Below are 25,218 nucleotides of genomic sequence, written 5' to 3' on the forward strand. Positions count from 1 at the left end.
ACATGCGACTGACCGTAGATCATTCATCAACCTACACATACGAACATGGCGTGTCCTATGCGCTCCAGCAGGTTCGCAAACGGCCGATCAGCCTTCCGTCGCAATCAATCCTGTCTTGGGACGTGTCGATTGAAGGGGCGCACTGGGAAACAAGCTATACCGACCATCATGGAAATCTGGTGGATCTGATCCAGTTGGAGCCGGACGTCATGAGCGTGTCGGTCAGTGTAAAAGGTGAGGTCGAGACGCATGACACGTCCGGTGTCATGGGGGGGCACAGTCAGCTTGTGCCGCTCTGGCTTTACCAACGACCGACCGAACTCACCATGCCGGCGAAAGGATTGCGGGCGTTGGCGGGCAAGTTCAGTCGAAGCCCGTCACAAGATATTGGCGTTCTGCATGAGTTGATGGTGGAAATCGCGGACAAGGTTGCCTACCGGACCAATGAGACAGACTCGCGCACCACGGCAGAAGATGCGCTGCAGCAGGGGCAGGGGGTCTGTCAGGATCATGCGCACATATTCATCACGGTCGCGCGCCTGCTTGGCTATCCTGCGCGTTATGTCAGCGGATACCTGATGATGACGGACAGGGTGGACCAGGACGCCGGCCATGCCTGGGCGGAGGCTTGGGTCGATGGCCTTGGATGGACGGGGTTTGATGTTTCCAATGGTATTAGCCCGGATGCGCGCTACATACAGGTAGCGACTGGCTTGGATTACAGCGACGCGGCCCCCATCAGAGGTTTGGTCTATGGTGCGGGTGCGGAAAATCTCGTGGTTTCCATTCAAGTCCAGCAGTAAAGTTAGTCGAGATATTGATCGGAGAATCATCAAGTGACGTATTGCGTTGCGCTTCGGCTTGACCGGGGGCTCATCTTTATGTCGGACACTCGCACCAATGCGGGCATCGACAACATTTCAAAGTTCCAGAAGATGTTCACATGGGAGGTACCCGGTGAGCGGGTTATCACCATTTTGACTGCAGGAAATCTCGCCACCACGCAGGCCGTGATCAGCCTGTTGGATGAGCGCCTGAAGGCGCCGGAAGAACGTAATCCCAGCATCATGGCAGCTGATACGATGTTTCAGGTCGCCAGATTGGTTGGAGATACAGTGAAAGAGGTTATCCGGACGCAGGGCGATGGCGGGCCGGAATCAGAGGCGGCATTCGGCGCGACGCTGATCGTCGGGGGTCAGATCTCCGGGATGGAGCCGCGTCTGTTCCTGGTATACCCCGAAGGCAACTTCATTGAGGCCAGCGACGAAACGCCTTTCTTCCAGATTGGTGAGACCAAATATGGCAGACCGATCCTGCTGAGAGCCTTCAGCCCGGACATGACGTTCGAAGAAGCGGTAAAGCTGCTCTACGTCTCATTTGACTCCACACTCAAGGCAAACCTGTCGGTGGGGATGCCGCTTGATCTGCAGACGATCGAAAAAGACAGTTACAAAGTCACTGAGAAGCGACGAGTCGAAGAGAATGACCCTTATTTCACGGCGATCTCTTCGCGTTGGGGAGACGCGCTGAAACTGGCTTTCAATTCGCTGCCCGACTATGAATTCTGACTTGGCCTAAAAGGTCGGTTCCGGCACATGGTTGCGGTAGAGCTTCTTGGCGAGTTCGACACGGGCCAGTGCATCCAGGCCATCAATGTCTGCCTTCAGCGTCGCGTTCAACAGGGGACGAATGCCGATCCTGTTGGCAACCTGGATCGCCAGGCCGGGACGGGCATTGAGCTCCAGCAGGAGCGGCCCCTTGGTCTTGTCCAGAACGATATCTGCGCCGAGATAGCCGAGCCCGGTTACATCATAGGCCTTTGCTGCCATTTCGAGCATCGTGTCCCAGTGCGGCACCGAGAAATTCCGCAGCGGGTTGGCCGTGTCCGGATGGATGTCGGTGGTCTTGCCATTTTGCATGCCGCTAAGCGTCTTGCCGGTCACAAGATCCAATCCGACACCAACGCCGCCCTTATGGAGGTTTGCCTTGCCGTCAGATTCTGCGGTCGGCAGACGCACCATGGCTACTGCAGGAATGCCCCGCACGACAATGATCCGTATATCCGGTACGCCGCCGAACGAGATCGGATTGAAGATTTCGTCGAACTTCACCCGATACTCAAACATCGCCACATCCGGTTGGCCGCTTAGGCTGTACATGCCTGAAAGGATGTTATTGACGTGGAAACGGATGTCTTCGAGCAGGGCGCGCTGGCCATTGGAACGGCGCCAGCCGCCACGCATTGGCTCCATCAGCACTTGAATCCCATTTCCCTGAGAGCCATTGGCGGGCTTGATGACCACGCCGTCCGGCTTGTCGAGATAGGATTCCAGATGGCGCATGTGGAACGGGTTGGCGATCACACCATAGAGTTCCGGTGTGGGAATATTGGCTGCGTTCGCAAGTCGCTTCGTCTCGCGCTTGTCATCAACCAGCCGGATCAGTCGCCTCGGATTGAGCTCATTGACGAGCCGGACATTCCGCTCGTTGATTCCGAGCAGTCCGGCACGTCGCAATGCCCGGTAGCGTCCGATCATTTCCGGTCATCCAGTTCACGGAAACGGATCAACTCGCTTAGGCGCAAGCCGGTATATTTCCCCATCAGCAGGCAGATCGCCATGATCACCAGAAGCAGTTCAGGGAAATTGAACATCAGATATTCGACATGCGTGTTGGTCATCACCAGATACGATGCTGCCGCCACCATGAGACTGCCAATGCCTTGCTTGATGGCCTCTGTAGCCGAGTATTCTTCCCATGCGATCGACATACGCTCAATCGTCATCGTCAGAATGACCATGGGGAACAGCGAGATCGATAGACCGATACGCTGACCGTTATTCGCCATAATCTGGGCGATCACAGCCATACAGATAACAATGAACACAACCACCGTCGCCAATCGCGGCACCAGCAACAGCTTCAATTTCTCTAGATAGAAGCGCACAGCGAGGCCCAGCGCGATCAGTGCGGTGAACAGGATCACGCCATTCACAAGAGCGGTTTCACGGAACGCAATTCCGATCAGGACGGGCATGAACGTGCCGAGTGTCTGAAGGCCGATGAACTGACGCAGGAAGACCAGCATCAGAATGCCAACCGGGATGGTGACGAGCACCTGATAGACCAGCTGAGTGGTAATGGGCAGTCGGTTGAAGGAGAACCATTGCATGGCCGAGCCTTCCGCTTTGGCGACGCGCTGCATGACATCTGCCACGTCTGCGTTTACCGGCTGCAGGCTGACTTGCAAGTCCAGGTCCGAAATGCCTTCCGCGCGGATGAAATCATTCGTGCCGTGCCAGATCGTGAAAAATTCTTCGGGATCCGGGCCTGGGAAGTAACGTCGATCTGTTCCATCGGCATGGTATTCAAGCCAGTGACGGATTTCGGCCCGTCGGCGTGCCTGGTCCATGTAAACACCATTTGCGACCCGCGCTGGAATTCCCTGACTTGTCAGTACATCACGTGCGAGCGCAAGGCGGGCGATCTGACGGGTGAGTGTGGGAGACAAGAGCGCTTCCACTTCATCGACGTCGCCGTCCACAAATATCTCTTCCAGCACCAGATCGGCGAGAGATTCATCGTCGGCGGATCGCCGGCGTAGATCGGTCGACCAGACCAGAAAGGCTTGCCGTTCAAGGTCATTCTCGGCTTCAGGTGCGGCGCGGCGCAGCTTGCGCTGCATGCTTTCCGGCAAGGGGCTAGCGAGTGTTTCGCCGAGCAGGCGTGCGCGGTAGCGGAGCACTTTCCGGTCATTCGGATAGCGGTAGGTCCAGATCGCGGTCCGGCCATCACCCTCGCGCGCATTCAGGCGCAGGCCAAAGGCGCCATTGTAGAATTGCTCTTGAGAAACCCTACGGTTTTCGCTGTTCGACGGAATATAGGTTTCCAGCCGGACCGGTTGGTTGCTGGTGTCGAAATCGAGGTAGATTTCAAAATCCCATGTGGTCGTCCGTTCGCCGGGCGTGAGGGGATAATCCAGTTGCAGAACTTTGGTTGCGAATATGCCGAGGCCGATAGCAGCCAGGACCAGCGCAAGTAGTCGGGTATGTGTAAAACTATTCACTGTCGTCGTTTTCGCAGCTGCCTTCGGCGATGAATGTCGAAGAGGAATCAACAAGCACGCGTGATGCCATGAACTCGCGGCCTACCAAGAAGTCGTACTCGAAATCCTCGCGGTCAGCCAAATTGACCTCAGCAAGTCCACTGACGCCGCCAATGCAGACCGGCAAATGGATGACGGGGCGTCGGATGGTGCCGCCGGTTTTCAGCTTGATCAGCGCGAAGCGACGCACATTCTGGTCATATCGCACTGTGCGGCCATTCTTGCCGACCAAGCGAAACCGGACCCAGTCATCCTTGCCGGACTTGTTGTAAATATGGACGTCACGGGCAAAAACAGAGCTTGAATCAGCGCCGGTATCCAGCTTGCCCTTCATCTCCAGGCCGAGCTTGCCGACATAAACATTCTCGACATAGCCCATCACTGCCGGTTCGCTTGAGCGGTCGCGACTGTCCGCAATGGCGGAAACTATGGGCAGTGAAAGAACGGCCGTTGCGGCCAAGACGTGTCTCAGATACTTCACGAGAATTCGTTCCTCTTGCCTCAGGATCGGCATTTTTCGTCACCTAACATGCAAGGCATGCGGGCGATAGCTATCCGATCACTAGGTGGTCCCAAAACGGGACGCAAGGATGATTGAATAGTTCCCTTAACAGCCCGATTCCGCCTGAAAAACCTGATTTCGTGGCATTTCTATGGTGAATGCTGGGATCGTCTGTGGTCTTGCCATTGCACACAAATAGAATGGCGCTTGGCAGGTGTGCCATATCCCGACAAAAATTAACCAAGAATAGAATTTGAAAAAATATCTATTTCAGGTTGCGATCATTGGCTGCTGCTTTACAGTAGTTTCTGGAGGGAGAGAGCTGAGTCTGTCTCACGGAACACAGTGGAGGGTTTTGACACGTCTTAGGAGGTGCGTTTCCTTTATCTGTGTTCAAATGTACGAGTCGCGTCCGTCCTCGAAGAAATCGGGGTCAGCAAGCAGGAAGGCTTTATGAGTCTGTCGGTGGATCAGGTTCTGGACCGTGTTCGTGAGGATGTCGGGCTATTCGTTCGCGACGGTTCCCTGCGACCGGAAGAGCAGGGCGCTCGATCTGTCACACTTCCTGCAATTTATCCCGAATGGCTGGGAGATTCAGCCTTTGCGCAAGCGCATGGCGCGCGCTTCAACTATGTCGTCGGCGAAATGGCGCGCGGGATTGCGACGCCTAAGATGGTTATTGAGGCCGTTCGCGCGGGATGTGTTGGCTTCTATGGCAGCGCAGGGCTGAAACCTGAAACCATTGAAGAAGGTGTGCGCGAGATCAAGGCTGGTATCGCGCCGGGGCAAACTGCTTGGGGCGCAAACCTGATCCACTCTCCGCAACAGCCGGGCTATGAGGCGCGCGTTGTCGATCTCTTTCTGGCAATGGGACTCCGGCGGGTGTCGGCTTCTGCCTATATGACGCTTTCACCAGATATCGTCCGCTATACGGCACTCGGTCTCTCACGCAGCGCGGATGGCAAGGTCCGGCGTGCCAATCACGTATTTGCCAAGGTCTCTCGCGCGGAAGTCGCCATCCAGTTCATGAGGCCTGCGCCCGAAAAAATTCTGAAAACGCTGGTTGCTGAAGGGAGCATTTCTGCCGAGCAGGCCGGACTTGCTTCTAAAGTGCCAGTGGCGCTGGATATCACCGCTGAAGCCGACAGCGGCGGTCATACAGACAATCGCTCTGCCGCTCCGCTCTTTTCCTCGCTGTCCTTGGCGCGAGACCGTGTCGCTGCAGAAACAGGCATAGACGCAAATACGATCCGTATCGGCCTCGGCGGCGGTATCGCGACGCCGCACGGCGTGGCGGCAGCCTTCCAGATGGGGGCGGCCTATGTGCTGACCGGCTCCATCAACCAGGCGGCGGTCGAATCCGGCCTGTCCGAGCCTGCACGGCAATTGCTGGCCAAAGCTGGCCCGGCAGATATCGGCATGGCCCCGGCGGCGGACATGTTCGAGCAGGGCGTTGAGGTTCAGGTGCTGAAGCGGGGCACACTATTTGCGATGCGGGCTCGCAAGCTGCACGCGCTCTACAAATCCGGCGCGTCTTATGAAACCATGGACCAGAAAGATCGCGACTGGCTGGAAGGCGTGCTCGGGGAATCCTTCCAGAGCGCCTGGGAGCAGACGCGGGCCTTCATCACGGAGTCAAACCCAAAGGAGGCGGCCCGCGCTGAAACCGATGGCAACAAGCGATTGGCTCTCGTAGCGCGCCGGTACCTGTTCATGGGTGCCCAATGGGCGCGGGATGGAGCAGCAGACCGGGTATCCGACTACCAGATCTGGTGTGGCCCGGCGCAGGGCGCATTCAACGAATGGGTCGCCGGCACGTTCCTGGAGCCCATCGAGAACCGCACAATCCGCCAGATTGCCCTGAATTTGATGGAAGGCGCGGCGCGTCTGACACGGGCCGGACAGATGCGCGCCAGCGGTATCGCCGTGCCGCCTACAGCGTTCTCCTACACGCCGCGAAAGTTTCTCTGATATGATGAACAGCAAAGCCAGCACATCATGAGTACAAAAGCTGCCACTCCGATTGCCATTGTGGGCATGGGCGCGATCTTTCCGGGCAGGGGGGACGTGACCGGCTTTTGGCGCGATATTTTCGAGGGGCGGGACCTGTTGTCCGACGTGCCAGCAAGCCATTGGCTCGTGGATGATTATTATGACTCCGACCCGCTCACCAAGGACAAGACATACGGTCGGCGCGGCGGGTTCATTGATCCCGTTGCATTTGATCCACTTACTTTCGGTATTCCGCCCAAGACGATGGAGGGGACCGACACCGCGCAATTGCTGGCACTGATCGCGGCCTATGCGACCTTGCAGGATATCGAGCGCGACAGCGAGGGCCGCATCGACAAATCCCGCACCAGCGTGATTCTGGGTGTGGCGTCCGCAACTGAATTGACCGCGCATATGGCTGGGCGTCTGCAGCGCCCGGTCTGGGTCAATGCGATGCGCGAAGCAGGCATGCCCGAAAGCGAGGTCGTCGCACTCGCGGAGCGGATCGAGAATCATTATGTCGAATGGCAGGAGGCGACATTCCCCGGCTTGCTTGGGAACGTCGTAGCCGGGCGGATCGCCAACCGCTTTGACCTGGGCGGCAGCAACATGGTCACGGATGCCGCGTGTGCCTCCAGCCTGTCGGCGCTGAGCATCGCTCTGCACGAACTTCGCGCTGGGGATAGTGATACAGTCCTGACCGGCGGCGTCGACGCGCTGAATGATATCCTGATGTATATGTGTTTTTCGAAAACACCGGCCCTGTCGCCCACTGGCGACTGTCGACCGTTTTCGAATGGCGCCGATGGCACCATGCTGGGGGAAGGTATCGGCATGTTGGCGCTGCGCCGGTTGGACGATGCCGAGCGCGACGGCAACACGATACATGCCGTAATTCGTGGACTGGGTGGCGGTTCGGACGGGAAGGGGACGGCGATCTATGCACCCGTTCCTGAGGGACAGGCCCGTGCGCTCAAACGTGCCTATGTTCAGGCCGGATATGGTCCGGAAGCTGTCGACTTGATGGAAGGACATGGCACAGGCACCAAAGCCGGTGACAAGGCAGAACTGGACGGCTTGCATCTCGTATTCGGCGATGTCGAATCCGACGAACCATGGTGCGCACTCGGATCCGTAAAATCACAAATGGGGCATTCCAAGGCGGCTGCTGGCGTTGCGAGTCTGGTGAAGACCATCAACGCGCTCAGTCGTAAAGTCCTTCCGCCCACGATCAAGGTTGAGGAGCCTGCGGATGTCATCAAGGAAAGCAGTGCGTTCTATCTGAACACCGAACCGCGTCCCTGGATCACGACAAAGAAGCGACCGCGCCGCGCATCGGTCAGCTCATTCGGGTTTGGGGGAAGTAACTACCATGTGACCCTGGAAGAGTATGTCGGCAAAACCGCAGTACGGCCGTACCGGGTCTTTCCGGCGGAGCTTTTCCTGTTCAGCGCAGACACGCCCGACGCCCTCGCCACAGCAATAGAATCCAGCGCATCAGGTGTGGATGACGCATCGCTGGCATACGCAGCCTCGCAAACCCACGCGGGCTTCGAGGCGTCGGCTCAGGCAAGGGCGACGATCATTGCTGAAAGCGCAGGCGACCTCAAAATCAAGTCGGAAAGCCTGGCGAGCCAGATCCGGGCGGGGGAGTTAGGCGTTCGTCCGTTCAAGGCCGATTGCTTCGCATCACTCGACGCGCCCATGGAAGGCAAGGTCGCCTTCATGTTCTCAGGGCAGGGAAGCCAGCATGTCGGAATGGGCGCTGACCTTGCTATGGCGTTTCCGAAGGCGCGGGCAGTCTGGGATCAGGCAGCCAGCCACAAGCGCACGGGCAAGCTGAGGCTCGACAAATTGTCCTTCCCGCCAGCGGCTTTCGATCAGGTTGATTTCGGCGCGCAGACCCAGACACTGACGGAAATGCAGCATGCCCAGCCAGCCATCGCAGCGGTGGCCTTGTCGCAGCTGGGCCTTCTGTCACAGCTCGGCTTGCAGGCAGACATGGCCGCAGGCCACAGCTTCGGTGAGATCATGGCTCTGCACCTGGCTGGCGTGATGGATTCCGACACGGCCCTCACGGTGGCTGCGGAGCGTGGTGCGCTCATGGCCAAGGCGGCGGGCAACACCAAGGGCGCCATGTTGGCAGTCCAGACCGATTCCGCGACAATAGCACCGGTATTGAAGAAGATCGGCCAAGGCCTCGTACTTGCCAATGACAATGGGCCGGACCAGGTCGTTCTGTCGGGTGCGCAAGACATTGTTGAAAAGGCAAGACTGGAGTGCGAAGCGCTTGGCCTGAAGGCTCGCATGCTGCCGGTGGCGACAGCCTTCCATTCGGAGATTGTCGCCGAAGCCGTGCCGCCTTTTGCCAAAGTGCTTGCAAAACAGAAACTGCGCACGCCGAAGCTTGATGTCTTTGCGAATGCTACGGCGCAGAAATATAACGCCAAGGTCGCAGATCTTCCGGACTTCATATCCGATCAGCTAATCCAGCCGGTTCGTTTCCGTGAACAGGTTGAGGCGATGCATGCGGCCGGAGCCCGCGTGTTCGTGGAAGTCGGCCCTGGCGGCGTGGTCACGGGGTTGGTAGGCCATATTCTGGCTGGCAAACCCCATCTTGCGATTTCATTGGATCACAAACGCCGCAATGGCGTGAACCAGTTCCTCCTTGCCATCGCAACGCTCGGCGTCTCAGGCATCGACCTCGACTATGCCGGCCTGTTTGCAGAGCTTCCGGCCCAGCCGCCAAAGCCCGCGCCCTCCAGGCACGCCGTGAAGATTTCCGGCGGCAATTACAACAAGCCTTACCCTCCGGCGAATGGTGCGGCAGGCCGCGCTCCATCAAATCCGGAAAGGCCAACAGTGCTGGAGAACCCAGCCGCGCAATTCCCATCCACCAGCAATCCCGTTCAGGCGCAGTCTTCCCCACGCCCCGAGCACAAAGTCCTTCCAGAACAGACAGGCAGTCCCATGACCCAAGACGCATCCTCAAAAGGCCCTGAATACGCCGTGCAGCCCCATTCCTCCGCTGCGCCCGCTGCAACAGTCTCTGAGCGGATCATGCATGAAGTTTCCCAGCGCCATGCAGACTATATGTCTGCCATGTCGACAGCACATTCGGCTTTCCTGAATATGGCCGCCCAGATGGCGGGCCAGGCACCCCTCGAACCCGCACGTATTCACGCGCCCGTTGCCTTGCCAGCTCCTGCTCCAGCGCCAGCGGCGCCGGTCCAACCACAGCCTTCGGTCAGTGATGTGAAGCCAAATGGCGCCTATCGTGAAGTAGAGTCCGCAGCCGCTCCCGCGCCGATGGCGGTCCCTGTACCCGCGCCCCAGCCACAAGCCTCCGTTCAGCCTGCTCCAGTGGTGGCTCCGGCTCCAGCACCCTCTGCATCAGGGGGAGATTCCATCAGCCTGGTCCGCGGCATCATCGCCGAGAAGACCGGCTATCCTGAAGACATGCTCGAGCCCGACATGGACCTCGAAGGGGAACTCGGCGTCGACTCGATCAAGCAGGTCGAGATCCTGTCGACCCTGCGCGAACGCATGCCAAGCCTGCCAGAGATTGATCCGGAACAGCTCGTGGAGTTGCGCACGATTGCCGCAATTGCGGGCATGATCGACGCGTCGGGTGTCGCCTCGGCGCCTGCACCAGCAATGAGTGCGGCTCCGGCGGCTGCGACGGCCTCGTCCAATGGCGGCGTTACGGCTGACACGGTCCGGGCCCTGATCGCGGAGAAGACCGGCTATCCGGAAGACATGCTCGAAGATGACATGGACCTCGAAGGAGAACTTGGGGTCGACTCGATCAAGCAGGTTGAAATCCTGTCGGCCCTGCGTGACCAGCATCCGGAATTGCCGGAAGTCGATCCCGAAGTGCTGGCGGACCTTCGCACCATCCGGGCCATCGCAGATTTTTTTGCGTAAGGGGCGGCGGGGCGCCCGCTGCGCTCTCCCGTTGAGAATTTCGTTCGGGTAGTCTCGCCCGGGTCTGCGCAGCCCTGGGTGGCCGCTCAGGACCTTTCGGCATGGGGGCCGTTTGCCGTATCGGCCGGGGCATTGGAGATCGCAACCGAACTGGTTCAGGCGCTCACCGGACGAGGTGCTCAGGCGGGCCTTCTGGGCGATAGCGTTCAGGGTGTTCAAACGGTAATCGTAACCGAAGGCCTTTCGCATTTGCCGGTAACGGAACGACACTGGCAGGTTCTGGACATTTGCAAGCGGCTGTATGCGAGCGGTGCCCGGATTGTGATTCTGGAGCATGCGGGCGCTGGCGGTTTTGCGCAACTTTGCGGTCTGAAAGGCCTCTCGCGTACACTCCGTCAGGAATGGCCTGATCGGTCCATAGTAACGTGGTCACTTCCTGCAGGCGTGTCGCTGAACGCACAGACTGAACTGGTACTTGGCGCCGTCGCCTCCAATGCTCCCGAGGCAGATCTTGATGCGGCGGGTACTTCGGTGATGGAGATCGGCGCTGCACCTGGGCTGGTGCAGGCCGCTCCAACAGATGCAAACGTCTGGTTTGTGCCGGGAGGTGCGCGCGGTGTGACCGCAGCCTGCGTATCCGAACTGGCGCGTCGACAAGCGGGATCGACCTTTATTCTGGCAGGCCGGTCCGGCATCACGCCCTGGCCAGAAGGATTGCAGCCAACAAGCGACGTGAAACTTGTCCGGGGTGCGCTGATCTCCGCAGCCAAGGCGCGCGGCGAAAAGCCTGCCTTGCCTTCCATTGATCGTCAGGCGCGCGCGCTGCTGGCAGGACAGGAAATTCGTCACACGCTGGACGTCATCGCGGCGGCAGGGGCGGGGGCTGTCTATTTGCAGGCAGACATGTCGAATCGCGACAGCGTTCTCGCCGCCGTTCAGAAGATTACGGCTGAGTGCGGGCCGATTACTGGCCTCGTGCATGGGGCAGGGGTGCTGGCAGATGGGCTTGCCCTGAAGAAGACGCGAGAAGATGTGGAATATGTCTTCGGGCCGAAGGTCGAAGGCTTCGCAAACCTGATCGCCGCTATCGACCTTTCGCAGCTGCGCCATGTCGGCCTGTTTTCGTCCGCCTCCGCCGTATTCGGCAATACAGGGCAGAGCGACTATGCGATGGCCAATGCCTGGCTTGGCGCCGTCGCGCGGAAGCTCGCAACGCAACTGCCCGCCGCGATCGTCAAGAGTTTCTGTTGGGGCCCTTGGGATGGCGGCATGGTCGACGCAACACTGGCGGGACATTTCGCAACACGCGGCATTTCGTTGATTGGCCTTCAGGATGGCGCGCGCATCTTTGCTGACCAGATTCTTCAGGGAGACAGGCAAGAAATCGAACTATTGATCGGGGATGAGTGGGCAGGATGACGGGTGATTGCCGATTCGAGCCGATTGCTATTGTCGGCCAGGGCTGCGTGCTGCCGGGGGCCATGAGCCCGGCGGAGCTTGGCGATCTCGTCTTTGACAAGCGCGTGGTCTACGGCCCGGTGCCTTCTGAGCGGCTTGGGCTTTCGGAAGCAAATGCAGCTTCCCGAAACTATGTATCCGGAACGGTGCAAGGATTCGAGGATATCTTCGATGAGGATCGTATTCCGGAAGCGTGGCGCGCAGCTGCCAGGATCGACCCGGTTTGCGCCTGGTCCGTTCATGCCGCGTTGGATGCGTGGAGCAACGCACGTCGTCCGAAGGTCCGAAAGGGCCGCGCAGGTGTCTTTGTGGCCAATCTTTCCTACCCAAGCGCGGCGCATGCAGACTATGCCGCACGCCATTGGGCGGGGCAGGCGCTTTCGGAACCGCTTGCGACGTTCAATGCTTCTCTTCCGCCCCAACTGATCGCTCAGACGCTCGGCCTGTCCGGTCCAGCATTCTCGCTTGATGCGGCGTGCGCCTCATCGCTCTATGCGCTGGAGATCGCCTGCCGACGGCTTCAATCGCAGGCGATTGATTGCGCCGTCGTTGTCGGCGTCAACGCGGCCGACAATCTGATCCTCCATATCGGGTTCGAGGCGTTGAAGGCACTCAGCCCGACCGGCCAGTCACGACCCTTCGTGAAGGGCGCAGACGGATTAGTGCCATCTGAAGGAGCGGTCTCGGTTGTCCTGAAACGCCTGTCTGATGTGAAGAAGAAGGATGTCGTTCACGGCGTTATCCGGGGCATCGGCCTCTCGAATGATGGTCGGCGCAAGGGTTTGCTTGCCCCGTCCGGGGAGGGCCAGACTGAAGCCATGACGCGCGCATACACAATGGCGGGCTTGGATCCGAAGAGCGTGTCCTATCTGGAATGCCATGCGACCGGCACGCCGACTGGTGACGGTGTCGAGGTGCAGGCATCGGCGGACATGTTCGCGGGCAACAAAAATCTCGCCATCGGATCCCTGAAGGCCAATACAGGGCATCTCATCACGGCGGCGGGCCTGGCCAGCCTGCTCAAGCTGACCGAAGCGTTCAAGCGCGAAGCCCTGCCGCCTACACCGATTAGAGGTAACCTGATCGAAGTTGCCAGCCGGAACGCTATGAAAGTCCTGGGGGAGGCCGCATCGTGGGAGCCGCGTGACAGAATTCGCCGCGCAGCTATCAGCAATTTCGGTTTTGGCGGCAACAATGCGCATCTGATCCTCGACCAGCATGATCCGGAATCGGATTTGGTTGAGGCGCGGGAGGCCAAGCTGTCCGAGCAGGACATCGTGATCTGCGGGACAGGCCTGCTGGCGGGTTCTGACCGCGGGGCGGACGCCGTCACGCGCCGCATCATGAACCAGCCGATAAAGCCTGCCACAGCCTGCCGAAAGATGGGCGCAGATCCGAAGACTGCGCGAACTCCGCCAACGGATTTGCTTGAGGCGGAACCTCAGCAGCTCGCCATTGTCGATGTGGTGGAAGAAGCGCTGCAATCGGTAAAGCCTGTCGCATCCGATCGGGTGGGCATTTTTACCGGCATGGGCTGTGCGTCAGATTCGGCGCGTTGGCTGTTAAGAGAACGCTTGGCAAATCTGGCAGGATTACCCCGGAACTCCGAGGAGCTTGCCACTGCGCAGGCCCTCATTGCGCCACCGCTTCATGCAGCCACCGTTCTGGGTGCCATGGCGAACATGACCGCCAATCGCGTGACCTATGCGCATGATTTCCAGGGCATGGGGTTTTCGGTGTCTGCCGAGGCGGCTTCCGGCCTTGCCGCGCTGGACCTCGCCGTCGAAGCGTTGCGCTTGGGTCAGCTGGATATGGCCATCGTGGCCGCAGCAGACTTTGCGACCGAACCGGTTCGTGCCGCTGCGCTCGCAGATATCGGCATTACAGTGCGACCTGGTGACCAAGCTGCGGCCATCGTCCTGAAGCGAAAAGACGACGCTGAAGCCGCATCGGATCGGAATTTCGGGTCTCTCCATGACGTCAACTGGTCTAAGGGCGGAGCGTCCGAAACGGGCGTCATAAATCGCGTATTCGGCACAGCTCCCTGCGCTTCGGTCGTATTCGAACTGGCCCTGCAAGCGCAGCTCTGCGCACGGGGACACGTGCTTACGGCGGAAGGCGCGGTGCCGGACATCCGGGAAAGGTCTCTTCCGGTCGACATCTCGGTTGCAGCAACGCAGCTCAACACCGTTGGCTCCGTCACATTCGATCCTGCAGATGCGGTGCCCATACCAGATGCGCTGCGGCCGACACCCTTCCTGTTCTGGGCCTCGGCAAAAGACAAAGTGACGCTCGCCGCGCGCATGGCATCCGGCAAGACCGGGGGCAGGGGCAAATGCCGTATTGCGATAGTGGCGCCCACTGAGGAAGCGCTCGCGGAACAGTTGGATTCTGCGCAGCAGATGCTGGAGCAGGGCAAAGCCCCTGTCGGCGACGGCGTCCACTTTGGCGAAGGCAAGCCTGAGGGCGAACTCGCCTTCATGTTCACTGGATCTGCGGCCGTTTATCCCCGCATGGGACGTGGTCTGCTCTCGGCCTTCCCGGAATTGCGCCTGCGTCTCGCCAAACTCGACAAGGCGGACGAGATCGCCCCACTGCTCGCCAAGGCAAGCCTAACGGAATTTGAACAATTGTGCGCTGGCACTCTGATGAGCCAGGCACACGCAATCCTGTTGTTGGACCTTCTCGGTCTCAAACCGGATGCGGCGCTCGGCCTGTCGCTTGGCGAGAGCAATGCGCTGTTCGCTTTTGGCTTCTGGCGTGATCCCGGCGCGCTGCTGGACGAGATTTCCGATGCCGCCATGTATGAGCGCCATATCGGCGGCGAGTTCGAAACGGCAAAAGAGGCGTGGGGCCCGAACGTCCCGGCGGACTGGACCAATTGGCGTGTCCAGGCGCCGGTTGATGCCGTGAAGAGTGAAGTCGCCAAACATACCGGCGTCGAGATCACGATCATCTATTCGCGAACAGACTGCATGATCGGCGGTCCGGCTGAGGCCTGTCGCAAGATCTGCGAATCTCTTGGGCCCGGCAGTGGCGCAAAGATGCACCAGCACCTGATTGTGCATGCCAAGGCCATGCAACCCTTCGCGGAGACGTGGCGCAAGCTGCATACACGCAAGATGCATGATGGGGGCGGGGTGCGTCTCTACGCCAATGCCGTCAATGCCGCCTATGAGCCGACCTGCGAAACCTCGGCAGATATGCTAACCCGGCAGGCCATCGATACAGTTGATTTTCCGTCTACGGTCGAACAGGCATGGAAAGATGGCGTGCGCACCTTCGTGGAGCTTGGCCCGCGCGACACGTTGACCGCCGCACTTGGAAGTATCCTTGAAGGCAAGGACTACAAGGCGGTCGCCACCGATCGCATTGAAACAGCGGACCTGGGACAGGTCGCCGACCTCGCCGCCTTCCTGTTCGCGGACGGACGCGCACCCAAGACGAAGCCCGTCGCAGACGCGCTCGACGCCGCGCGACGCAACAGGACCGTGCGCCCTGCGCCTTGGGCGCTGACACGTGATGTCCCTTACGCCAGGCCTATTGTTCCGGCCCTGACCCCAACAAGCCGTATGTCGGTTGCGCCGATTTTGGCCGCCGTGAACTATCCTGCGCCGTGCCATTCAAAAACCAGCACCACGCCGGTGCCATTCCCCGCGCCGCCGGCAGACCGTCCGCTGCCCGCGCCGCGCAAGGTGACTGCTGGAACAGAGCCACTTCCGCCGCGATCACCCGCAGGACCGCACTGGAACTATCCCGAGATCGAGAAATCCGCGCGTGAGAAGATGTCTGCATTCTTCGGCGCCGCATTCAAACCGCAGGACCAATATGCTCGTCAGGTGCGCCTGCCAGCGCCCCCTTTGCTGCTCGTCGACCGGATCACCGGAATCGATGCAGAGGCCGGAGTCGAGAGTACCGGCATCATCTGGACCGAAACCGATTTGAAGCCGGATCAATGGTTCATCCATGATGGCCGGATCCGACCCGGTCCGCTGATCGAAAGCGGGCAAGCTGACCTGACCTTGATCGGCTGGATGGGGGCGGACTTCAAGAATCAGGATGACCGGGTCTATCGCCTTCTGGGGTGCGAAATCACATTCCATCAGGGCGGCCTGCCAGAGCCCGGTGAGACGCTACACTTCCAGATCGAGATCACCGGGCACGCGACACTCGCCGGTGTCCGCATGTTTTTCTTCCAGTATGATTGTATGGCGGGCGACCGTCAGGCCGGCTTCTTCAGCGATGACGAACTTGCCTCCGGCAAGGGCGTCATGTGGGACCCCGCCAAGGATGCACCGCCAACCGCAGACCCCACGCCATTTGCCGCCGAGGGCGCAAGCCGGAAGCGAGCTTTCAGTGCCAGAGATCTGGACGCTTACCGGGACGGCAATGCCTGGGCGTGCTTTGGCGACGGGTTCGAACTGGTGGCCGCGCAGTCACGTCCGATCCGTCTGCCGGACGACAGGCTGGCTCTCTTCGATGATGTCGAAGCCTTTGACCCCCATGGCGGGCCGTGGGGCAGGGGATATTTGAAAGCCCGCGCGCATGTGCCGGTCGATGCCTGGTTCTATGAGGGTCATTTCCACAATGACCCCTGCATGCCGGGGACGCTGATGGCTGAGGCCGCCGTACAGACACTGGAGTTCTATGCAGCGGCCGCGGGCCTGCTGACCGAACGTGACGGGTATGTCTTCGAACCGATGCCGGGCCATATGGCGCAATTCGTCTGCCGGGGGCAGGTCATTCCGGATACGGACCACGACGTGACCTATGAGGTCTTCATCGATGAGATCATCGATGGAGAAACCCCGGAAATTTACGCGTCCCTTCTGGCAAGCAGTGACGGCAAGAAGGTGTTCTATTGCCCGCGCTTCGGCCTGCGCCTGCGCCGTGATTGGCCAGCACCACGCGTCGCCGAAGCACCGATCCGAACCGGACCGACGGGGGAAAGTCGGGGCGACCATGCCGCGCTGCTAGATTGCGCCAACGGTGCGCCATCGGCGGCCTTTGGCCAAATGTATGATCGGTTCGATTCCGAAGGCATCGTACCCAGACTGCCGCAAGAGCCATATCACATGATGACGCGGGTCATCGACGTGTCCACACGGCCGGGCGTGCAGGAAGTTGGCGCAAAAGTTCTCGCCGAATACGACATTCCTACGAATGCCTGGTATTTCGAGGACAACAGGAATGGGGCCATGCCATTCGCAGTCCTCTCAGAGATTGCGCTGCAGCCGTGCGGCTGGCTCGCGGCAATCTCAAATTCCGCAATCTCGAAGGTGATGGCTTCCTGCATCGGGAGTTGCAGCCCGAGGATGGGACGCTGGTTGTTGAAAGCGAACTGACTGCCTTCTCTCGCGTCGGTCCGATGACCATCGTAACCTTCGCAGTCGTCATGACTTTGGCATCAGGTGAACCGGTACTTGAATTGACAACCCAGTTTGGATTCTTCCCTGCCGCTGCGTTGGTCCGCCAGGCGGGCCTTCCGGCGAAGCCGCATTTCTCCGCGGCATTCGACCTGCCGGGCGAAACCGTGAAGACTGGCAAGATCGAGAAGCGGTTGGCAGGTGGCAAGATGCGCATGCTGGATGAGGTCGACTATTTTGACCCAACTGGCGGCGAGGCGGGGCTGGGCCTGATCCGGGGCCGCCAAGCAGTTGATCCGAATGCGTGGTACTTCAAGGCGCACTTCTATCAGGATCCGGTCCAGCCGGGGTCACTCGGCCTTGATGCGCTCGCACAATTGCTCGCGCGGGCGATCCTCCTCAAAGGGCTGGACAAAGGCATGAGCAATCCGCATTTTGAAACCATTGCCACTGCCGCGCCCTTCAAATGGAGCTATCGTGGTCAGGTGACGCCCGACAAGAAAGAGGTTGTTACCGTCATGGAGATTGTCTCCCTTGAGCCCCGCGAAACAGGGTGGCTTGTCACCGCACGAGGAAGCCTGTGGCGGGATGGCCTGCGTGTTTACGAAGTCGGTCCCTACAGCCTTGCGCTTGTGGACAAAGGCTAGGTGCACTCGCTCGCGACGCAAGTGACAATATCTCCGTGCAGGAAGCACGAAATGTCGAATATTCGATCCGTATGCGATATTTGTCCCTGGGAAGTCTCACCAAGGATGAGGCTTGCGGATAGGTTGATCGTCGGTGCCCCCATGCGGAATCCCTGACCGGCGGCTTTCATGATGGCCTCCTTGATCGTCCACAGCCTGTAGAATGGGAGGAGATTGTCGTCAGCGATACCGCTGAATATCTTTCGCTCCGAAGCCGAACACATCATCGGCAGCATCTGTCGCCAATCGATGTGGCGAACCTTTTCGATATCAATTCCGACCGCTTTGTCATGAGAGGTGGCGAAGGCAGACCAGCCCCCGGTGCGAGAAATCGACAGATACAGTTCCCGCATATTTCGCAGGGAAGGCGCCCCGAGCGTATCATGTTCGAGAACTATATCCGCCTTCGCTTGGCCGAGATGATTTGAAAGGCCGGTTCGCACAGCTGCGAATGAGCGTTCCAGATCAAGACGTATGTCTGGATCGAACAACTTTCCAAGGCGCGCGTACTCGGTATTTGTGAGGACCGATGACTGCGTCTGTACCTCCGAATGATCCAGAATATACGCCGAGATGCTCGGCTGCTCCGGCGTGCGGGTCTGAGATGAGGGAATGTCGAGTTGGATCATATCAGTCAGGCTGCAAGTGATATACCGGATCAGCGCGGGAAATGATCCAATTACAGCCAAGAATATACACACACCGCTTGTTTCCGCTAGAAGTCGGAATGAGCCCGTATATGCACTTCCGGACCTGACATTGACTATGCCAACCAGCCTTTCCTACAAGTTTTCCGTTGCACCCATGATGGACTGGACGGACCGGCACTGCCGCATGTTCCATCGGAGCCTGTCGAAACATGCGCTGCTCTGGTCGGAAATGGTGACGGCTGATGCCGTCATCCATGGAGACCGCGGCCGCTTGATTGGCTTCTCCGAAACCGAACATCCCGTCGTCCTGCAACTGGGGGGCAACGAACCTGCAAAATTGGCGGAGGCTGCAGCCATCGCAGAGCAATTCGGCTATGACGAAGTCAACATCAATTGTGGTTGTCCGTCCGACCGAGTTCAATCAGGCGCGTTCGGAGCTTGTCTGATGGCACGGCCGGAAGAAGTGGCCGCGTGCGTTGGTGCCATGAAAGCCTGCGTGTCCATCCCAGTCACGGTAAAGTGCCGCATCGCCATTGATGATCTGCCAGCGGAAGAAACCCTGTTCGATTTTGTCGAGAAAGTCAGCGCAGCAGGTTGTAAGGTTTTCACCGTCCACGCGCGCAAGGCTTGGCTGAACGGCCTGAGCCCGAAGGAGAACCGCGATATTCCGCCGCTTGATTATGACCTTGTGGCCCGCCTGAAGGCCGCGCGGCCGGACCTGACCATCGTCCTGAATGGCGGCATCACCACAATCGAGGCGTGCCGCGAACACCTCGACACATTTGATGGCGTCATGCTGGGTCGTGCCGCATATCAATCCCCCGCCTTGCTGGGCAAGGTAGATTCCGCATTGTTCGGGGTCGGCGAGCCTGTCTCACCTGCGGCGGCCCTCGACGCGTACCGGCCCTATATGGCGGCGCGTTTGGAAGAGGGCGTTGGGTTGCATGCGATGACCCGCCATATGCTCGGCCTCTTCAATGGACAGCCCGGCGCGCGCCGCTGGCGGCGAACACTCTCGGAGAAAGCCGTGCGCAAGGGAGCTGGCCTGGAAGTGTTGGATGAGGCGCTTAGCGCGGTCCTGCTCGACGCCTGATATAAAGCGGGTTCAACTTTTTGGAATTCCGTTCTTTATTTGTTCGCAATATTCTGTTAACCATTTGCCCCATGCTGACAGGGGTTGGAGATGGTTTGCAGGGTTACAACGTTTGCATTTGAGGGCGTAGACGCCCAGCCCGTGGATGTGCAGGTCCAGATGACCGGCGGTCAGCCAGCGTTTCATATTGTCGGCTTGCCGGACAAGGCGGTTGGCGAGAGCCGTGAACGCGTTCGGGCCGCTTTTGCCTCCCTTGGACTCGCACTCCCCCCGAAACGGGTTATCGTGAACCTCGCCCCCGCTGACCTTCCCAAGGAAGGCAGCCATTACGATCTCGCGATCGCGCTTGCCCTGCTCGCGATGATGGGCGTGATCCCACCAGACCAGTTGGAGGCCTACGCGGCTATTGGAGAACTTTCGCTCGATGGCGCGTTGGGCGAAACGCTCGGGGTCCTGCCAGCCGCCATGGCCGCTGAAGGTATGGATTTGCAACTCATCTGCCCACAGATTTGCGGCGCTGAGGCAGCCTGGGCGGGCGGCAGTGTTATTGGCGCGACAGGCCTGATTGCCCTGATCAATCACTTTACTGGCCGCGCTGTTATCAGCCCTCCCCAGCCGGGCGAACTGGCAACCCCGCCCGCTGGGCCGGATCTGCGCGATGTGAAAGGTCAGGAAGGTGCCAAGCGCGCACTCGAAATTGCGGCCGCTGGGGGGCACAATCTCCTTTTTTGCGGGCCGCCTGGGTCGGGGAAGTCCATGCTGGCCCAGCGACTGGCCGGCATATTGCCGCCATTATCCGCGCGGGAATTGCTGGAAGTGTCGCAAATCCAGTCGATTGCGGGCCTGTTGGAGCGCGGACGTCTCTCGCGGAGACGACCTTTTCGCGCGCCTCACCATTCGGCGTCCATGGCTGCTTTGGTCGGGGGCGGAATCAAGGCCAAGCCCGGTGAAGTCTCGCTCGCGCATCATGGCGTGCTTTTTCTTGATGAATTGCCGGAATTCCCCGCAACGGTGCTCGACAGTTTGCGACAGCCGCTTGAGGCGGGCGAAGCCGTGGTGGCGCGGGCCAACCGCCATGTGCGGTATCCGGCGCGGTTTCAGCTGATCGCCGCCATGAATCCATGCCGGTGTGGGGGTGGGCCCGGCGCGGCCGCCTCCCGCTGTGCACAGCAATATCAAGCCCGATTGTCCGGCCCGTTTCTGGACCGGATCGATCTCTACTATGACACGCCACCAGTTACCGCCGTTGATCTTGCGCTGCCGCCGCCCTCGGAAGGCTCTGAAGAAGTTCGCATGCGCGTCGCCCGGGCGCGTGACATCCAGACAGAGCGGCTGGGGCATATGGCAAGTGACACGATCCGATCGGTTAACGCCGACACGCCTCTTTCCGAACTGGAAAAGTCGGCGGCGCCTGATGAGGCTGGTGCCGCTCTGCTGGCGGATGCCGCTTCGCGGCTGCAACTGACCGCACGAGGCTACAGCCGGGTGCTCAAAGTGGCACGCACCATTGCGGATCTTGAGGGTTGTGATGGCGTACGGCGGCTCCATATCGCTGAGGCGCTATCCTATCGGCACCGTCCGCCGGGCATGCCCGAGCCAGCCGTATCTGCGGTACACGGCGCTGCAGCTGGGAGCATGGTCAGTTAAATGAATGCTAAAGGCTTTGCGATAGGGCTGGGGTCCTATGACGGACTCACAAAAGCCTCCCGCAAATGCCGCCAAGCCGGAAGACACCTTCTTGGCAACGGCGAGCCATGAAATTCGCACGCCCTTGAACGGTATTCTCGGCACAGTTTCCCTCTTGCTTGAGACTGAACTGGCCCCAGCGCAGCGCGAATATGCCGAGGCGATCAAGATGAGCGGCGGCCGCCTGCTCGATTTGCTCAACAATGTGCTGGATTATGCCCGGCTCGATGCTTCAGCGGTGGAACTGGAAGTCGAAAATTTTTGCCCGGTGCGTCTGGGCCGTGAAGTGATCGAACTGCTCAGCCCGCGTGCGCATGCGGCAGGGCTCGACCTCGCTGTTCGCGCGCAGCCTTTGCCGATGCCGACCTATTCCGGCGATGCGGGTCGTATCCGACAGATCTTGTTCAACTTGGTGGGCAATGCCCTCAAGTTCACGCGCCAGGGTTCGGTCCTGCTGGATATCGCGGCTCAAACGGATGGGCTCAAATTCCGTGTCATCGACACCGGCCCCGGCATAGCTGAAGCGGATCGCGTCCAATTGTTCAGCGCGTTCAAACAATCGGCCACGCGGGATGCTTTCAACGATGGTGGAGTCGGGCTTGGCCTTGCCATCGTCAAGCGCCTGACGGAGCTGCTGGGTGGACAGGTGGACATTGATGGTGCTCCGGGCCTGGGCACCGCCTTCAAGATATTCCTGCCCTTGGCACGTGCAGACATGACGTCTACGCATGACCTGCCGCAACTCGACATGACCGTCGGCCTCGTCGGTCTCCCGGCCGCCACCACGCTTGCAGCCGCGTCTGCGCTTTCCGGGTCCGAGGCCCGGCCTTATCTGATTGACCCAGTCGCGGGGCGTGTGCCCGGTCACGTCGATGTATTGCTGATTGGCGCTGATTTACGCGAAAAGCTCGTCAGAGAGTTTGCCTGCCAGCGTCCGACTCTCGTGGTCCTGCGTCCCGAAGACCGTGGCGCGATCGAGCGGTTTCGGAGTCTGGGCTGCGCAGGCTGGCTGGTACGACCGCTGCGCGCATCCTCGATTGCAGAACGTGTCTATGTCGTCCAATCAGGTGAGCAGGCGATAGACGAGCCGGAGCAGAAGACAGGGGCAGGGCACGTGCTGATTGCCGATGACAATCCGGTAAATGCACTGATCGCACGACGCGCCTTGGAATCGGCCGGTTTTACCGTCACTGTGGCCTCCACCGGAAGCGAAGCTGTGGAGACTGCAACGCAAATGAACATCGCCCTTATCCTGATGGATTTGCGCATGCCAGTCATGGATGGCTTTGAAGCTATGCGCCGCATTCGCGACAACGGGTCGGACGTTCCGATGCTGGCTGTCTCTGCGGAAATGAATCCGAACATTGAGCGCCAGGCCCGCGCCGCTGGTGCAAACGGCGTGGCTGCCAAGCCGCTGGATGCCGAGGCGCTCCGTCGCCTTGCGCTGCACTGGACGAGTGCGCCGGTCCGGCACGAAGGCGCTGCATGAGCGACACCTCAGCGCCAACGCCCCCCGAGCTTCGCGAGCCATCGCGCGCTGTCCGCGCGCTGAAGGCCCTGAAGGATCGCCGCATGGCGGCTATGCTGATCCTGTCATTTGCTGCCAGCATACCATATGGCGCAGTTGTGGGTGTATTGTCGGCCTGGCTCACTCAGGAAGGCGTCGACACAAACACGATCGGTGTGCTCGCGCTGGTCTCTCTGGGCTACTCGTTCAAGTACCTCTGGGCGCCCATGTTCGGCCGCGCCCGAAATGTACCATTTCTGCGCATTGGGGGGCGCCGATCCTGGCTGATCGTTTGCCAATCCGTGATCGCTTTGCTGCTGATCATTCTGGCCTTCAGCAATCCACCGGAAAATATCGGCCTCGTTGCGCTGATCTGTTTCGTGATTACTTTGATTGGGCCGACCCATGATCTGATTCTCGATGCCTGGCGGATCGAGGTGGCGCGCTCTGAAGAGGACAAGGACCTGATGTCCGCCCTCTACCAGTTCGGCTACAAGTCCGGCGGCTTTATCTCTGGCTTTCTCGCCTTGCTGGTGGCCGCACGTGTCGGATGGACCGTGTCCTATGTGATGATGTCGGTGTTCATTGCGCTGACGGTGCTGGGCAGTTTGCTCGCGCCGGAACCGGAATCCTCTTCCCGCCCTGATACGAGCCGTATGAGTTTCCTGCCCTCACTGCGCAGAAAAGTTACTCTTCCGGCCGTGATTGTTGTCGCGCTCAGCTGGCTCGTTGGTTTCACGATGATCGGCACTTTTGTCGTGCGCAAATTGGCCTTGGGCGCAGACATATCCTCGCGGGTGTTCGTTTCCGAACAGGGGCCCGTCATTGTCTTGCTGACCGTGGTCCTGCCAGCCGTCGTTGCTGCCTTGCTGGTATTCACTCAAAAGGCCGTTGCGACTGAGGCACCCTTGCTGGTGGCGGGACAGAGCCGCGGCGACAAGCTGTTGGCCACCCTGTTTCGGGCGATCTTCGACCCCTTGATGGAACTCATTTCCCGGCTCGGCTGGTGGACCATTCTCGTGCTCGCACTGGCACTGACCTACCGGTTCACCGATGCGGTGTGGGGCTCGTTTGCCTATCCTTTCTATTTGCGCGCAGACCTTGATGCTTTGGGACACACGCTCGACGATGTCGCCATCGCCTCGAAATTCTTTGGTGTTGTGGCGACCATTCTCGGCTCTCTCATCGGTGCGACGCTGATCGCGGTGCTCGGCCGAATGCCAGTCTTTTTTGTTGGCGGGATCGTCGCGGCGGCGACGAATTTGCTTTATGCGGACCTTGCGGCTGGCGCGGCGACCGTGGATGCTTTCTTGGCATTCACCCACCTCGATGCGCCGTTGATCACCTTTGCGGACTGGGCGGCAAAGCTCCAGCCTGAGGAAGTGGCAATTGCCTCTGATCAGGGCCAGCGCATGGCGCGCCTGATGGTGACGATCTTTGCCGAGAACATTGCAGGCGGGTTCGCGCTTGTCGCAATGACGGCCTACCTCACCTCGGTGGTCAATCCACGCTTTGCCGCCGTGCAATACGCGCTGCTGGCCTCGCTCACAATGCTGATCGGCACGCTGGGCCGGCCTTGGCTGGGCGAAATGATTGAGCAGAACGGCTTCTATGACGTGTTCATCATTACCTTCTGGCTTGGGGGTGTTGCGGTCGTGCTCAGTGCCATAGAGTGGGGCCGTCAGGCCTATCTCAAACGATAGGTATCGGCCGGGCAGGCCACATTTGCATATTGGAGGAAGTCTCATGCGTTCAGCCCTGATTGCGCTTGTCGTGTCCCTTGCCATCTCGGCCTGCGTGACTGTTCCGGCCCAACCGGCTGGGGTAAGCGTCGCGTTGGAAGTTAAGGAGGAGGCAGCCATCACGGCGATGCTTGAGGCTCAGGACGCAGCCTGGAATCGCGGTGATATACCCGCCTTTATGGATGGCTATTGGAAGTCTCCAGACTTGCGCTTTGCGTCTGGCGACAACATTGCGCGCGGGTGGGACGCGACGCTGCAACGTTATGAAACACGCTACGATACGCCTGAAAAAATGGGCACGCTGGTGACGTCCGACTATGAAATTGAAATTCTGTCGCCCGATGCCGCCATTGCACATGGCCATTGGATGCTGGAGGTCGAAGGCGACAATCCGTCCGGACTGTACACGCTGGTCCTGCGCAAGATCGATGGCGGTTGGGTGATCATTTCCGACACAACCACGTCGGCGGACTAACGGGTTGCGCTGACGCCGACATTCGCCAT

At 59.7% G+C, this 25,218-nt stretch carries 16 protein-coding genes; 12 read left to right on the forward strand and 4 right to left on the reverse strand.

Translation table 11 applies throughout. The features are described from left to right. Positions 1-2 precede the first annotated feature (2 nt). Positions 3-803, forward strand: a complete 801-nt coding sequence (locus L53_RS10650) for a transglutaminase family protein (RefSeq protein WP_034814986.1) — start codon at positions 3-5, stop codon at positions 801-803. Between the two features lie 33 nt (positions 804-836). Continuing rightward, the gene (locus tag L53_RS10655) at positions 837-1,568 is read left to right on the forward strand and encodes a proteasome-type protease (protein ID WP_034814987.1); all 732 of its coding nucleotides are present in this window, start codon (positions 837-839) and stop codon (positions 1,566-1,568) included. Positions 1,569-1,574: 6 nt separating this feature from the next. Here L53_RS10655 and L53_RS10660 read toward each other — a convergent pair whose 3' ends face one another. The 3 genes from L53_RS10660 to L53_RS10670 are packed head-to-tail and all read right to left on the reverse strand — an operon-like array spanning position 1,575 to position 4,586. Further along, complete coding sequence (locus L53_RS10660) at positions 1,575-2,537, reverse strand: alpha-L-glutamate ligase-like protein (protein ID WP_034814989.1); 963 nt, start codon at positions 2,535-2,537, stop codon at positions 1,575-1,577. After that, positions 2,534-4,066 carry a UUP1 family membrane protein gene (locus L53_RS10665; protein ID WP_034814990.1) on the reverse strand — a complete coding sequence of 511 codons (1,533 nt, stop codon included), beginning with the start codon at positions 4,064-4,066 and terminating at the stop codon, positions 2,534-2,536. Before L53_RS10665 ends, L53_RS10660 begins: the two co-directional genes overlap by 4 nt. Then, a complete protein-coding gene (locus tag L53_RS10670; protein ID WP_198019794.1) occupies positions 4,059-4,586 on the reverse strand; it encodes a RimK/LysX family protein in 528 nt (175 codons plus the stop codon). Before L53_RS10670 ends, L53_RS10665 begins: the two co-directional genes overlap by 8 nt. A gap of 474 nt (positions 4,587-5,060) precedes the next feature. On the opposite strand from L53_RS10670, the gene L53_RS10675 reads away from it, so the two are divergent. The 5 genes from L53_RS10675 (at position 5,061) to L53_RS10690 (ending at position 17,997) form a co-directional block, all read left to right on the forward strand. Further along, positions 5,061-6,578 carry a PfaD family polyunsaturated fatty acid/polyketide biosynthesis protein gene (locus L53_RS10675; protein ID WP_084333336.1) on the forward strand — a complete coding sequence of 506 codons (1,518 nt, stop codon included), beginning with the start codon at positions 5,061-5,063 and terminating at the stop codon, positions 6,576-6,578. A gap of 27 nt (positions 6,579-6,605) precedes the next feature. Continuing rightward, positions 6,606-10,526, forward strand: a complete 3,921-nt coding sequence (locus L53_RS10680) for a type I polyketide synthase (protein ID WP_051607829.1) — start codon at positions 6,606-6,608, stop codon at positions 10,524-10,526. 78 nt (positions 10,527-10,604) lie between these two features. Next, positions 10,605-11,945, forward strand: coding sequence for an SDR family NAD(P)-dependent oxidoreductase (locus L53_RS16430; protein WP_156947887.1), 1,341 nt, complete (start codon positions 10,605-10,607; stop codon positions 11,943-11,945). Beyond that, the gene (locus L53_RS16435; protein ID WP_051607832.1) at positions 11,942-17,329 is read left to right on the forward strand and encodes a beta-ketoacyl synthase N-terminal-like domain-containing protein; all 5,388 of its coding nucleotides are present in this window, start codon (positions 11,942-11,944) and stop codon (positions 17,327-17,329) included. Before L53_RS16430 ends, L53_RS16435 begins: the two co-directional genes overlap by 4 nt. After that, entirely contained in the window at positions 17,221-17,997 is a 777-nt protein-coding gene (locus L53_RS10690) for a hypothetical protein (RefSeq protein WP_156947888.1), read from the forward strand. Before L53_RS16435 ends, L53_RS10690 begins: the two co-directional genes overlap by 109 nt. Here L53_RS10690 and L53_RS10695 read toward each other — a convergent pair. After that, complete coding sequence (locus L53_RS10695; RefSeq protein ID WP_034814993.1) at positions 17,994-18,665, reverse strand: 4'-phosphopantetheinyl transferase superfamily protein; 672 nt, start codon at positions 18,663-18,665, stop codon at positions 17,994-17,996. The genes L53_RS10690 and L53_RS10695 overlap by 4 nt on opposite strands. Before the next feature lie 136 nt (positions 18,666-18,801). Here L53_RS10695 and dusA point away from each other — a divergent pair, with 136 nt between their 5' ends. The 5 genes from dusA (at position 18,802) to L53_RS10720 (ending at position 25,189) form a co-directional block, all read left to right on the forward strand. Further along, on the forward strand, positions 18,802-19,779 hold the full coding sequence (gene dusA / locus L53_RS10700; RefSeq protein WP_034815007.1) for a tRNA dihydrouridine(20/20a) synthase DusA: 978 nt from the start codon (positions 18,802-18,804) through the stop codon (positions 19,777-19,779). 90 nt (positions 19,780-19,869) lie between these two features. Further along, complete coding sequence (locus L53_RS10705) at positions 19,870-21,426, forward strand: YifB family Mg chelatase-like AAA ATPase (RefSeq protein ID WP_051607834.1); 1,557 nt, start codon at positions 19,870-19,872, stop codon at positions 21,424-21,426. Between the two features lie 37 nt (positions 21,427-21,463). Then, entirely contained in the window at positions 21,464-22,954 is a 1,491-nt protein-coding gene (locus L53_RS10710; RefSeq protein ID WP_034815010.1) for an ATP-binding protein, read from the forward strand. Continuing rightward, positions 22,951-24,675, forward strand: a complete 1,725-nt coding sequence (locus L53_RS10715; protein ID WP_034815013.1) for an MFS transporter — start codon at positions 22,951-22,953, stop codon at positions 24,673-24,675. The genes L53_RS10710 and L53_RS10715 overlap by 4 nt, the downstream gene beginning before the upstream one ends. Positions 24,676-24,718: 43 nt before the next feature. Next, positions 24,719-25,189 carry a DUF4440 domain-containing protein gene (locus tag L53_RS10720; RefSeq protein ID WP_034815015.1) on the forward strand — a complete coding sequence of 157 codons (471 nt, stop codon included), beginning with the start codon at positions 24,719-24,721 and terminating at the stop codon, positions 25,187-25,189. The last annotated feature ends 29 nt before the right edge of the window (positions 25,190-25,218 follow it).

Origin of the sequence: Hyphomonas sp. L-53-1-40 (assembly GCF_000682775.1) — a bacterium.
In the GTDB taxonomy this organism is placed as follows: domain Bacteria; phylum Pseudomonadota; class Alphaproteobacteria; order Caulobacterales; family Hyphomonadaceae; genus Hyphomonas.

What these genes read in the sequence shown, in the direction of transcription:
- L53_RS10650 (WP_034814986.1), top strand. Translation starts at nt 3, where the DNA reads ATGCGACTGACCGTAGATCATTCATCAACCTACACATACGAACATGGC.
- L53_RS10660 (WP_034814989.1), bottom strand. Translation starts at nt 2,537, where the DNA reads ATGATCGGACGCTACCGGGCATTGCGACGTGCCGGACTGCTCGGAATC.
- L53_RS10675 (WP_084333336.1), top strand. Translation starts at nt 5,061, where the DNA reads ATGAGTCTGTCGGTGGATCAGGTTCTGGACCGTGTTCGTGAGGATGTC.
- L53_RS10680 (WP_051607829.1), top strand. Translation starts at nt 6,606, where the DNA reads ATGAGTACAAAAGCTGCCACTCCGATTGCCATTGTGGGCATGGGCGCG.
- L53_RS16435 (WP_051607832.1), top strand. Translation starts at nt 11,942, where the DNA reads ATGACGGGTGATTGCCGATTCGAGCCGATTGCTATTGTCGGCCAGGGC.
- L53_RS10695 (WP_034814993.1), bottom strand. Translation starts at nt 18,665, where the DNA reads ATGATCCAACTCGACATTCCCTCATCTCAGACCCGCACGCCGGAGCAG.
- dusA (WP_034815007.1), top strand. Translation starts at nt 18,802, where the DNA reads ATGCCAACCAGCCTTTCCTACAAGTTTTCCGTTGCACCCATGATGGAC.
- L53_RS10705 (WP_051607834.1), top strand. Translation starts at nt 19,870, where the DNA reads ATGGTTTGCAGGGTTACAACGTTTGCATTTGAGGGCGTAGACGCCCAG.
- L53_RS10710 (WP_034815010.1), top strand. Translation starts at nt 21,464, where the DNA reads ATGACGGACTCACAAAAGCCTCCCGCAAATGCCGCCAAGCCGGAAGAC.
- L53_RS10715 (WP_034815013.1), top strand. Translation starts at nt 22,951, where the DNA reads ATGAGCGACACCTCAGCGCCAACGCCCCCCGAGCTTCGCGAGCCATCG.
- L53_RS10720 (WP_034815015.1), top strand. Translation starts at nt 24,719, where the DNA reads ATGCGTTCAGCCCTGATTGCGCTTGTCGTGTCCCTTGCCATCTCGGCC.